Consider the following 11,471-nt stretch of genomic DNA (forward strand, 5'->3'; position numbering starts at 1 on the left):
GCCGGCATTGGGTGCCCGGGGCGGCGGTGGCCCACCATCGGGTTATTTTTTTTTTGGTTGGGGTGAAAATGCGCAGCGCCGTCCACCAGAAAATTGCCAATCCTACACGCTCAAGGCCCGCGGTACCCTTATAACAGCCTTGCTACACCCGCATTCTAGCAACCGCCCAAGATCAGGATAGAACATGGTACGCAGGATCGCTGCCACCATTACGTGACAGTAGATTCAATAAACCCAAATTACGGGGACAGTACATGTAATGGCGTTGCTCACGGGTGCAGTCTATCAATCCTTAAAGACTCGCTCCTTGCGTGAGCACCAAGCGGGGTTGAAGATACTGCACCCAGAATTAGGTTAAATATACCGTCCCCTAAATTAATGTCCCCTGAATTCATGCTGCCCCCCCTAAGGCACGATTCAGAAATAACCTACACGGATGCACGGCAGGGCGGATAAGCGAAGCGCATCCGCCACAGGCCACAACGGCGGATGCGCTTCGCTTATCCGCCCTACAGTCTTCACCTTGTTTTGGGCGCGTTCCTAAATCTTGGGGGCTACTGGACGGGGGCGGTAGCGGGTTCGGCGGTAGAGCCGTGCGGCGTTTCGCAGCAAGAGCAGGTAGGTGGCGAAGAGGGCGAGTGCGCCGTAGAACAGCGTAGGGGTGTTCACATTGACAACATTGCCAATGAGGCCCATGCCGGCCATGGCAGCGGCGGCCGCCAGTATCAGCATCAGCGCGGGGCGCTGGTCATTGAAGTATCTGGACAGCAGGTGGTGCAGGTGCCCCTGATCGGCCTCGAACGGGTGCCGACCCAGGCTGATGCGACGCAGCATGACGGCGAGGGTATCCATCAGCGGGATAGCCACCAGCCACAGTGCCGTGACCGCCTCGATGCCCGCCCCGCCCGCGCCGGACGGCGTCTGCGTCGCGCTCACCAGCGCCCAGACCACCACATAGCCCAGCAGCAGGCTCCCGGCATCGCCCAGGAAGACCTTGCAGCGCCGGCCGCCAGGCAGCTCCAGATTGCACAGCAGAAACGGGATCAGTGCGCCCATGATGCAGAGCATCACGGTCAGCAAGTGACCCTGCGGCGGGGCAATGAGCAGCACGCAGCCCAGCGCCAGCAGCGCCAGGCCACCGGCCAGGCCGTCGATGCCGTCGATCATGTTGAAGGCATTGATGATGCCGACCATGGCGAAGACGGTGAACGGCACGGCAAAGATGCCGAGCTGGATGTTGCCGAAGCCGAGCAGGTTGCCCAGGGAGTCCAGCGTGACGCCCCCGCCCAGGGTCAGCAGCAGTGCCGCGCCGGCCTGGGCCAGCAGGCGGAGGCGGGGGCCGAGCTGAAGCTGGTCGTCCAGCGTGCCAACGATCACCAGCAGCCAGGCGCCGAGCATGGGGGCCGACCACCAGCCGCCCTCGCCGGCCAGCGCCAGCCCGACCAGCAGGCCGGCGAAGAGCGCCAGGCCGCCGACATGTGGCACCGCTACACGGTGAATCTTGCGCCGCTCGCCGGGGTGGTCCAGCAGACCGATCCGGGGCGCAAACCTGTGCAAGACGCGAAGCGCCAGCCAGCTGACGGCGACGGCGGAGAAAAGGGCAAATGCATTCATGGCGGCGTGGGATTGTCTGGATCAGCGTCCGACTAGGCACTCAGGCGCACCTGGTCCCGAGGCAGGGTTGCGGTGACCTCGCGGTGCAGCAGTTCGATCAGCAACTGCACCCGCCGTTCGCCCTGGCTGGCCTTGAAGATGGCGGAGAGCCCGGCAAAGGGACCATCGAGGATCTCCACCCGCTGCCCGGGCTCGAGCGCCGACGGTTGAGCCAGGGCCTCGGCGCGTGCGGCGATCGCCTCGATCAGCTGGTCATCCACGGCCAGGGGCTCGGCACCAAAGGCGACCAGGCGCGCGACGCCACGGGTGGAGCGCAGCGGGTACCAGTTGTCGACCCAGCGTTGCAGGCGAATGAACAGGTAGTTCGGAAACAGCGGCTCTTGCACCTGGTAGCGCCGCCGACGGCGCACGCGCTCGACGGTGATGCACGGCAGATATACCTGGTAACCCTGCTGCTCCAGGTTGCGCTGCGCCCGTTCGGCCTGCCGCGGCTTGCTCTGCAGCAGGAACCAGTCGGGTGGTGTCTGCTCGGCTGATGATGTCTGCTCGGCTGACATGCGAGGTCCATCTGACTTGTTGCAAATGCAAATGCGATTTCGGTCATCGCGGGCTGTGGCCATGTACTGATGATTGCTGACAATGCATCCGGGTTGCCGAGTCGGATCGGCAACGCTCAGTGTGCGCCCAGTCGTCGTTGATCGACCGATCGCGACGGTAGAAATTTGCCGTCGGCCCCAAGGTTACACACTATAAGGGTGCCCGCGCAGGGAGGGGGGTGCCACAAGGATCCAGCAGCCTATCCTAAAAATCCGTGTACTGCAAGTTCATAGGCAACAAGATTTACACATAAGGACGATACGATCAGGGGCCTGCCTTCACTCCCTGCCGCAAGAAGATCTCTCCTTTCTCCACCACTAACTGCTTATAAAACGGACTACAAAGCTCATCAGGGAAACTGCTTATAGATGAGACTTGCCAAAATGGCAAGCGAAATGTAGGATTATCGATTACACACACCCTTCTGTGCATGCGCCAGCCCAGGTGCTAACATACGTCGATGCAACGAAGATCCCGTCCAGACTGGAGAATTTTCATGAAGATCGCATGCAGACAGGTCCAAATTCCACTTTTTGTGCTTGTATTCGTGCTGGCGGGACCGCTTGCCATGCCCGACGTCGCCCTCGCGCAAGCGGGGACTGAAGCGGTCGCAGGTCAGGCCATCAGTGACTCGACCTTGCAACGGCTGCGCGACGCAGGGATGACGGCAGCGCAGGAGGCAACGCTCGTCGACGCAACCGCCGCCGAACTGGAGCAGGCGCTCGGTGCCGTCGTCGAGGCATTGTTGGCCCCGGCAATTGCCGCCGCCGCCGATGCGGCAGAAGGATCAGAAGAACAGGCCGCCGCCGAGGCGCTGATAGCCGAGGTCGTCGGTGCCGCCGTGACGGCGGCGCAGGAAGGGGGCGCGGATGAAACCGCCGCGGCTTCGATTGCCTCCAGCGCGGTCTCGGCCGCCGTGGCCGGCGGTGCGGCAGGTGCCGTCAGCGGCATCGTCTCGGCCGCCGTGGGGGCCGCACCGGCGCAGGCCGTGTCCATCACCTCGGCAACCGTTGCGGCGGCGCCTGAGCAGGCTGCGGTCATTGCCGGAGCCGCAGCGGGCGCGGCGCCGGGCTTGGCCGCAGAGATTGCCAATGCGGCCGCCTATGCCAACCCCGACGCGGCTGATGCGATCATCGCGGCCGTCACCGAAGCGGTGCCCGGATCGGATGATGACGGCAGCATCACCGGCTCTGTGGAGCAGGCCGTGCAGGACAGCACCACCGGCACCTCGAGCGACCCGCTGGATACCCCGAACGAAGACAAGGTGCCGAGTGAAAGCGCCTAGCAAAACCACTCGCAACCCCGCCATAGCCAACCGGGCTGCAAGCTTGCCGAAGGCACCAGCATCCGTCCTGCAGGAGTGACCCATGATCCCGTTCCGCAACAACCGCCTGCGCTACGCCATCGCCCTTGCCGGCGCCGGCGCAATCGCCCTGGCGCACGGCAGCGCCTTGGCGCTGACCCCCGCTCCCGTCAAGGTCGGCGAGATGGACTTCATCCCGACCCTGATGATCAAGCTGGGTTACGACGACAACATCGAACAGGCGCCCTCCAGGGATGCCGAGTCTTCGTTCACCACCCGCATCGAGCCCACGCTGCGGCTCCGGGCGCAGGAGCGCAACAACCGCTACGAACTCAGCTACCGCGGTGCCTATGAGCTGTTCGAAACAAACCAGCAGGACGACCGCTTCAACCACTACCTGCTGGCCAGCTCGGCGCTGACGTTCAGCGCCCGCTCGCTCCTGCGCTTGTCGGCCGGGTTCGACTACATCCAGGACGTGCAGAACCTGACCAACCGTCGCTTCGACGAGGACGGCAACAAATATCAGATCCTGCGCTTCGGCGGCCTGTACAGCTATGGCGCCGAGAGCGCGCGGGCGCAGGTGGACCTGGGCGCCGACTATGAGCGCAAGCGGTACGAAAACAACCGCACCTCGGGCTCTCAGACCCGCGCCCAGGAATACGACAGCCCCAAGGTCCATGGCACCCTCTACTACCGGGTCGCGCCCAAGACGCGCGCATTGGTTGGCATCCGCTATGCCGACTTCGACTACGACTGGTCCGGCAGCGATCTCAACAGCTATAACCTGACCTACTTCGGCGGTCTCACCTGGCTTGCCACCGGCAAGACCACCGGCACCGTCAAGGTCGGTTACGAGGACAAGCACTTCGATGATCGCAAGGACACCTCAACGACCTGGTGGGATGCCCTGGTCACCTGGCGGCCGGTCTCTCATGCCCGCATCGCCCTGGCCACCAGCAGCTACATCGACGAAGGCAGTTCCACCGAAGACGCCGTCGAGACCCGCCGCTACCGCCTCGGCTGGGACCACGCCTGGCTTGATCGGCTGTCCTCCAATGTCTTCGTCTCGCGCGAAGACAAGCAATACGAAGGCGGCACCTATGGCGAGCTGAACCGCGAAGACACCCTCGACACCCTCGGCCTGGGTGTCACCTACAAGATGCGGCGCTGGCTGGACCTGGGGGCCGAGGTACAGCTCAAGTCCAACGACTCAAACCTGGACGACGCCAGCTACGATCGCAACACCTACTTCATCACGGCCAACTTCAGCCTGTAGCGCGTTCGGCCGAACGCTGCCGCGGGCCGCCTGATCCCCACGCCGTTCCGGTGTGGGGATCAACTTTTGGGCAGGGGCCTAGGGAAACGCTGATTTATTCGGCATTTCCCGTGCGGGGCAGGAGGTCTCCCTAGTAGTAAAGGGGCACTTGACCGCTAGAACCTTGTCTCTGTAAAGAGCGTGTAGGGTGGACAAGCGAAGCGCCGTCCACCAGCGACGGCACGGGGATTGGTGGACGTCGCTCTCGCTCGTCCACCCTACCGGCCGGCGCCATGAGCAAGGCTGATTTTTGGCCAGGATGGCCAATCAATCAGCGTGTAGGGTGGACAAGCGAAGCGCCGTCCACCAGCGACGGCTTGACCGCTAGAACCTTGTCTCTGTAAAGAGTAGTAACCCGATGACCGACGCCGCTTGTGCCTGATCCAACCATGATGACCCGACGCCTTTACCCCTGGCTACCCCTGCTGCTCTTGCTTGGCATCCTGCTGCCGTCTCTGGCGCAGGCCCAGGCCGACTCCAATTACCGACTCGGTGCCGGCGACGTGATCAGCGTCAAGGTCTTCGGCGAGGAAAGCCTCAGCTTTGATGAGGTGCGACTGACCGACGCCGGCACCCTGCCGTTTCCGTTCCTCGGCGAGGTGCGCGCCAGCGGGCTCACGCCGGCGCAACTGGAGCGCGAGATCGCCCGGGGGCTGCGCGGCGACTACCTGGTCAATCCGCGGGTCACCATCAACGTCATCAACTACCGGCATTTCTACGTCAACGGCGAGGTGAACACCCCCGGGGGCTATCCCTACCAACCGGGGCTGACCGTGCGCAAGGCCATCGCGCTGGCCGGCGGCAAGACCGAGCGTGCATCCAGAAACAAGATGACCATCATCCAGGAAGGCGACCTGAGCAAGGAGCCCCGGCGCGTGACGCTGGACTCGGCAGTCAACCCCGGCGACATCCTGACCATTGAGGAGAGCTTCTTCTGATGGAGCAGCCAATCACTGCTTCGGGGCCCATGCAACCAGTACGGACAACCGAAGACGACGACAGCATCGACCTGCGGCACCTGTGGCTGCTGCTGCTGAGGCACAAGTGGGCCATCATCAGCCTGCCGCTGCTGGTCATGATGCTGACCACCCTGTGGGTGCACACCATCACGCCCATCTACCGGGCCGCGGCGACGCTGCTGATCGAGCGCGATGCCGCCAACGTGGTCTCCATCGAGGAGGTCTATGGCGTGGGCGGTGGCACGGCTGAGTACCTGGCCACCCAGTTCGAACTCATCAAGTCGCGTTCGCTGGCCGAACGCATTGCCCGGCAACTGGACCTGAGCAATCACCCCGAGTTCGACCCGCGCCAGCAGCCCGAGCCCTCCTTCAACTGGCGCGCCTGGCTGGATTGGCGCCATTGGCTGGACCTGCTGCCAGCGCCGCTGACCGCCTGGCTGCCACTGACCACGCCGGATGACCTGCGGACCCCGCCGGCACCGACCGAGGCACAGATCTTCGAGTCCGTGGTCAGCAACCTGAAGGGCCGCATTGCCGTCGAGCCCAAGCGGGGTACGCAGCTGGTCGAGGTCTCGGTGGAAATGGCAGATCCGGCGCTGGCTGCCGCTGTCGCCAACGCCCTGGCCGAGGGCTACATCGAGAGCCAGATGGAGGCCAAGCTGGGCATGACCACGGCCGCGGCCGGCTGGATGACCGAGCGCCTGGCAGAACTGAAGGTCAAGTTGCGAGACTCTGAACAGCGGCTGCAAGCCTATCGCGAGCGCGAGAACCTGGTCGACGTGGAAGGCGTCACGACGCTGTCCGAGCAGGACCTGAGCCAGCTCGGGTCGCGCATGATCCAGGCCCGCCAGGACCTGGCCGCCGCCGAGAACCTGTTCCAGCAGATCGAGGCCATGAAAGATGCAGACTGGGAGCGCCTGGTCACCGTGCCCGCAGTATTGAGCAACGCACTGATCCAGCAGTTCCGCGCCGACGAGGCCCGCGCCCGCGCCAAGGTGGAGGAACTCTCGCGCCGCTATGGCCCCAAGCATCCCACCATGTCTGCCGCCCGCACGGAACTGGGCGCGGCACAGGCCAACCTGCGCAGCCAGGTAGACCAGGTGGTGGCAGGCATCGAGCGCAACTACCAGCTGGCCGTGGCCAACGAGCAATCCCTGCGCGAGACCTGGGAGCAGAACAAGACCCAGATCCAGGATCTGCAGCGCCGCGAATTCGAGTTCCGCGAGCTCGAGCGCGAGGTGGAGACCAACCGCTCGCTCTACGACACCTTCATGACCCGGCTGAAAGAGACCGCGGCCACCTCCGATCTCGAGACCGCCAACGCCCGCATCGTCGACGCGGCGATCGTGCCCAAGGGCCCGGTGAAGCCGCAGAAGCAGAAGATCACCCTGATTGCCGGCATCCTGGCGCTGCTGGCCACCATCGGCCTGGTGCTGTTGCGCGATCGGCTGGACACGCGCATCCGTGGCACCGGCGAGGCCGAAGAGAAGCTGGGGCTGCCAGTGCTGGGCATTCTGCCGCAGCAGAAACGCCTCGCCAAGCGTCAGCAAATGGTGCGCCGCTATCTGGACGACGTGGACAAGGCCTTCTCCGAGGCGGTGCGCACCATCCGCACCGGAGTGGTGCTGTCCGGACTCGACAATCCGCACAAGGTGATCGTGGTCACCTCCACCATTCCCGGTGAGGGCAAGACATCCGTCGCCGCCAATCTGGCCTTTGCCCTGGGGCAGCTGGAGAAGGTGTTGCTGCTCGAGGCCGACATGCGCCGGCCGACGTTCAAGCACGCCTTCGGCTTTCCGCCCGAGGCGCCCGGTCTGGCCAACCTGGTGGCCGGCTCCGCAAACCTGCAGGACTGCCTGCAGCGGGTGGAGAACATCGACATCCTGCCCTGCGGCACAGTGCCGCCGAACCCGCTGGAGTTGCTCTCAAGCCGGCGCTTCGGCGACCTGCTGGACGAACTGGCCGCCGGTTATGACCGGGTAGTGATCGATTCAGCGCCCGTGCACGCAGTCAGCGACGCCCTGGTGCTGTCCACCCACGCAAGCTCCGTGCTCTACGTGGTGAAGACAGAATCCACGCCGGCGCCGGCGGCGCGCAAGGGCCTGGAACAACTGGCCTACAACAAGGCCCCCATCACCGGCGTGGTGCTCAACTACGTCGACGTGAAGAAGTCGCAAAAGTACGGCTATGGCTACAGCTATCGCTATGGCTATCGGGGCTATTACGACTACCACGGCTATGCCCACTCCGAGCGCAGCTAGCCCGGTCACCCGCGCGCCCGCACCCGCATGAGGATCGACGTCCACACCCATCTGCTGCCCGGCATCGACGACGGCGCACAGGATCTGGACAGCGCGCTGGCCCTGGCGCGCCTGGCGCTGGCCGACGGCACCACGCACCTGGTCTGCACACCGCACATACAGCCGCGTCGCTTCGACAACGACGCCGGCTCCATCCGCGCGGCGCTGCAGGCCTTTAGCGCCGAGCTGGACACCGCCGGTATCGGGCTGAAGGTGGCGGCCGCCGCCGAGGTGCATTTCGGCCTGGAAATCATGCAGGGCGTCACCGACGGTTCGCTTCCGTTTCTCGGTCGCTGGAATGGCAAGCCAGTGCTGCTGCTGGAATTTCCCTATCACCAGCTGCCCTTCGGCGCGGAACGGCTGACGGACTGGCTGATCGCGCAAGGCATCCTGCCAATGATCGCGCATCCCGAGCGCAATCAGGATCTGGTGGCCGCCCCAGACAAGCTGCGGCGTCTAGTGGCCCAGGGCTGCCTGATCCAGTTGACCGCCGCATCGCTGACCGGACACTTTGGTCGCGCCGCGCAGACGTTTTCACACGACCTGCTGGCCGAGGGCATGGTCACGGTGCTGGCGTCGGATGCGCACAATCTGGCCTACCGCCCGCCGCTGCTCAGCGAAGGACTGAAGGCCGCCTGCGCCATCGTCGGTGACGCCGCCGCGCAGACCCTGGTCAGCGACAATCCGTGGCGGATGGTCGAGTCCCTGTTCTAGACGCGACGATGGGGCAGACGCATTCCGGGATGTCGCGTGCGACCTCATCACCCTGGCAGCGCAAGCTTGCCGCCGCCGTCTTGCTTGGCGCCGCGTTGGTCCTGGCCTGGCTCGCCGCGCGGATGCTGCTGGCGGCCTTGTTCAGCCTGCAGGCGGAGACCTTTCTCGAGGACTGGCGCGCCCAGAGGCGGCAGCCGGAGCCGCAGGCCTGGAACATCGCCCGGACCGCGGCGCAACGGGCCATCGATCTCTACCCGGTTGCCCATGGCGAGTACTGGCAGCGCCTGGGGCGGGTATACCAGTGGCGTGACGCCGACCTCCCGATCGGCGATCCGGATGCCGCCAGCAGTCGGCGCCAGGCGGTTGGCTTCCACGAGGCGGCCACCCGTGCGCGCCCGCTGAGGCCTTACGACTGGGCGCGTCTGGCCGACGCGGAACGTCGCCTCGGCGAACGCGATGCAGCGCTGAGCCATGCATTGCGCCAGGCGCAGGCGCTGGGCCCATGGCGCCCGGGCATCAACCGGCAGGTTGCCATCACCGGCCTCAGCGCCTGGCATCGGCTCGACCCGCCGGCGCGCGAGGCCACCCTGCAGGCCACGCAGCGCGCCATCCTGCGCGGTGACGCAGCACAGATCCGACAGGCCATGGCCAGCCAGGGGCTGCGGCTGTTCGTCTGCACCCGTCTCCCCGCCACGTTGCCGCAGCGCCACCTGGTCTGTGATTGAGCCGGGGGTGCAAATGGCTGAGAGATGGCTGACGCTCGAGCGCGTGCTTGTGGCGCTGACCCTGGCCATACTCGTCTGGGCGCCCCTGCCGGCGGCCAGCAACCGGCCCTGGTCCTCGGCACTGCTGGTCCTGCTGGTTGCACTGCTTGCGGTCGGCTGGTCGTACGCCTTGCTGCAAGCCCGTCGGCCGCACCGGCTGATGCCCCCCGCCGGTGCCTGGTGGATGTTCGCGCTCCTGCTGGCGGCCCAGGCCTGGGTGCTGGTGCAGATCACAAGCGGCATCAGCACCGACTCCGGCGCCAGTTTCCGCGCCCTGCTGCTCGGTTGCGCCTACGCCCTGCTGTTCCTCATCGTCACCGGGCTGTTCCGCAGCCGCCGACGCCTGACCCTGCTGCTGGCGGTGCTCCTGATCAGCGGAACCCTGCAAGCGTTCTACGGCGCCTTCATGACCTTGTCCGGTATCGAATGGATGCTCTTCGAGCCCAAGACCTGGGGCCGAGGCCTGGTCACCGGCACCTTCGTCAACCGCAATCACATGGCCGGTTATCTGGAGATGACCCTGGCGGCAGGCATCGGCCTGCTGATGGCCCTGCGCGACGGACGACCGTTCGACTGGCGCGCACTGCCCGACCTGCTGCTGGGGCCCAAGGCCTGGATCCGCCTGGCGCTGGTCATCATGGTGATCGGGCTGGTCATGACGCATTCACGCATGGGCAATGTGGCCTTCTTCTCCAGCCTGCTGGTCGTCGGCGGGCTGTTTGCACTGGTGCACCCCGAGCATCGCCTGCGCAATGGTGCAATTCTCATCAGCCTGCTGCTGATCGACCTGCTGATCGTGAGCCAGCACTTCGGCCTGGACAACCTGCGCGATCGCCTGGCGGCAACGCAGCTGGAAGATCTGGTGGTCGACGGCGAAGTGGTGCGCCATGAGAACGTCGACCGCGACGACATCGCCCTGTACGCACTGCCGCAGTTCCTGGAACGCCCCTGGAGCGGCTATGGTGCCGGCGCCTTCGAGGCCAGCTTTCAGCGGTTTCCGGGGCCAGACGTGCGCGCCCGGTTCGACCATGCCCACAACGACTATCTGCAATTCGCCATCGAGTTCGGCGTCATCGGCATGCTGCCCTTGGCGCTGTTCGTGCTGATGGCGCTGGGCTATGCGCTGCGGGCGCTCTGTCGTCGCCGCTCGCTCTACCGCAACGGCGTCGGCCTTGGCGCAGCCATGGGCATCACCGCCCTGATGATCCATGCCACATCCGACTTCAACCACCAGATACCGGCCAATGCCGCCACCTTTGTCGTCCTCTGCGCCATCGCCGTGCTGGCCGTAGAGTCACGCGGACGGCGCAATAGAAACGCCGCGCTTGCGCCCCCTACCAGAAAAATTGTGTAGGGTGGATTAAGCGAAGCGTATCCACCGAATCCAGACGTCCGCTTCTGGTGGAAACCCTGCGCTTCTTGCACCCTACAGGCTTCGGCCTTCGGGCTCTGACTTCCTCGGGCTCTGACTTCTGGTGGAAACGCTTCGCTTATTCCACACTACGGGCTTTGGGCTCTGGCTTCTGGTGGAAACGCTGCGCTTATTCCACCCTACGGGCTTTGGGCTTTGGGCTTTGGGCTTTGACTTCTGGTGGAAACGCTTCGCTTATTCCACCCTACGGGCTTTGGGTTCTGGCTTCTTCGGGCTTTGGTTTCTGGTGGAAACGCTGCGCTTATTCCACCCTACGGGCTTTGGCCTTTTGTTTCTGGTGGAAACGCTGCGCTTATTCCACCCTACGGGCTTTGGGCTTTGGGCTTTGGGCTTTGGGCTCTTACTTCTGGTGGAAACGCTGCGCTTATTCCACCCTACGGGCTTTGGGCTTTGGGCTTTGGGCTATTGTCTAAAAGAAATGTTACTAGCACGAAGAGGTGTGGGGGGTAGTGCTGGTTGGGGGTTTGTTGTTT

General features: G+C 64.6%; 10 protein-coding genes. 8 read left to right on the top strand and 2 right to left on the bottom strand.

Annotation, left to right across the window (positions count from 1 at the left end):
* Window positions 1-540: 540 nt before the first annotated feature.
* Both F2Q65_RS18700 and rfaH read right to left on the bottom strand, forming a co-directional pair.
* Complete coding sequence (locus F2Q65_RS18700) at window positions 541-1,614, bottom strand: undecaprenyl-phosphate alpha-N-acetylglucosaminyl 1-phosphate transferase (RefSeq protein WP_246156379.1); 1,074 nt, start codon at window positions 1,612-1,614, stop codon at window positions 541-543.
* 32 nt (window positions 1,615-1,646) lie between these two features.
* On the bottom strand, window positions 1,647-2,171 hold the full coding sequence (rfaH, locus tag F2Q65_RS18705; protein WP_150094916.1) for a transcription/translation regulatory transformer protein RfaH: 525 nt from the start codon (window positions 2,169-2,171) through the stop codon (window positions 1,647-1,649).
* Between the two features lie 536 nt (window positions 2,172-2,707).
* On the opposite strand from rfaH, the gene F2Q65_RS18710 reads away from it, so the two are divergent.
* The 8 genes from F2Q65_RS18710 to F2Q65_RS19790 form a co-directional block, all read left to right on the top strand.
* Window positions 2,708-3,496, top strand: coding sequence for a hypothetical protein (locus tag F2Q65_RS18710; protein ID WP_150094917.1), 789 nt, complete (start codon window positions 2,708-2,710; stop codon window positions 3,494-3,496).
* Between the two features lie 82 nt (window positions 3,497-3,578).
* Window positions 3,579-4,790: an outer membrane beta-barrel protein gene (locus F2Q65_RS18715; RefSeq protein WP_150094918.1), complete on the top strand. Its 1,212-nt coding sequence runs from the start codon at window positions 3,579-3,581 to the stop codon at window positions 4,788-4,790.
* Between the two features lie 431 nt (window positions 4,791-5,221).
* Window positions 5,222-5,767: a polysaccharide biosynthesis/export family protein gene (locus F2Q65_RS18720; protein ID WP_211354103.1), complete on the top strand. Its 546-nt coding sequence runs from the start codon at window positions 5,222-5,224 to the stop codon at window positions 5,765-5,767.
* Complete coding sequence (locus F2Q65_RS18725) at window positions 5,767-8,049, top strand: GumC family protein (RefSeq protein ID WP_150094920.1); 2,283 nt, start codon at window positions 5,767-5,769, stop codon at window positions 8,047-8,049. The genes F2Q65_RS18720 and F2Q65_RS18725 overlap by 1 nt, the downstream gene beginning before the upstream one ends.
* A 27-nt stretch (window positions 8,050-8,076) precedes the next feature.
* Window positions 8,077-8,802: a tyrosine-protein phosphatase gene (locus F2Q65_RS18730; protein WP_150094921.1), complete on the top strand. Its 726-nt coding sequence runs from the start codon at window positions 8,077-8,079 to the stop codon at window positions 8,800-8,802.
* A 29-nt stretch (window positions 8,803-8,831) separates the two neighbouring features.
* Window positions 8,832-9,527: a hypothetical protein gene (locus tag F2Q65_RS18735; RefSeq protein WP_150094922.1), complete on the top strand. Its 696-nt coding sequence runs from the start codon at window positions 8,832-8,834 to the stop codon at window positions 9,525-9,527.
* Between the two features lie 13 nt (window positions 9,528-9,540).
* On the top strand, window positions 9,541-10,920 hold the full coding sequence (locus F2Q65_RS18740; protein WP_150094923.1) for an O-antigen ligase family protein: 1,380 nt from the start codon (window positions 9,541-9,543) through the stop codon (window positions 10,918-10,920).
* 172 nt (window positions 10,921-11,092) lie between these two features.
* The coding region (locus tag F2Q65_RS19790; RefSeq protein ID WP_211354104.1) for a hypothetical protein at window positions 11,093-11,471 on the top strand (379 nt) is incomplete at its 3' end.

Source organism: Thiohalocapsa marina, from assembly GCF_008632335.1.
GTDB lineage: Bacteria > Pseudomonadota > Gammaproteobacteria > Chromatiales > Chromatiaceae > Thiohalocapsa > Thiohalocapsa marina.

Excerpts from the sequence above, each read along its gene's own strand:
- F2Q65_RS18725 (WP_150094920.1), top strand. The coding sequence starts at position 5,767 with ATGGAGCAGCCAATCACTGCTTCGGGGCCCATGCAACCAGTACGGACA.
- F2Q65_RS18720 (WP_211354103.1), top strand. The coding sequence starts at position 5,222 with ATGACCCGACGCCTTTACCCCTGGCTACCCCTGCTGCTCTTGCTTGGC.
- F2Q65_RS18740 (WP_150094923.1), top strand. The coding sequence starts at position 9,541 with ATGGCTGAGAGATGGCTGACGCTCGAGCGCGTGCTTGTGGCGCTGACC.
- F2Q65_RS18735 (WP_150094922.1), top strand. The coding sequence starts at position 8,832 with ATGTCGCGTGCGACCTCATCACCCTGGCAGCGCAAGCTTGCCGCCGCC.
- F2Q65_RS18700 (WP_246156379.1), bottom strand. The coding sequence starts at position 1,614 with ATGAATGCATTTGCCCTTTTCTCCGCCGTCGCCGTCAGCTGGCTGGCG.
- F2Q65_RS18715 (WP_150094918.1), top strand. The coding sequence starts at position 3,579 with ATGATCCCGTTCCGCAACAACCGCCTGCGCTACGCCATCGCCCTTGCC.
- F2Q65_RS18710 (WP_150094917.1), top strand. The coding sequence starts at position 2,708 with ATGAAGATCGCATGCAGACAGGTCCAAATTCCACTTTTTGTGCTTGTA.
- F2Q65_RS18730 (WP_150094921.1), top strand. The coding sequence starts at position 8,077 with ATGAGGATCGACGTCCACACCCATCTGCTGCCCGGCATCGACGACGGC.
- rfaH (WP_150094916.1), bottom strand. The coding sequence starts at position 2,171 with ATGTCAGCCGAGCAGACATCATCAGCCGAGCAGACACCACCCGACTGG.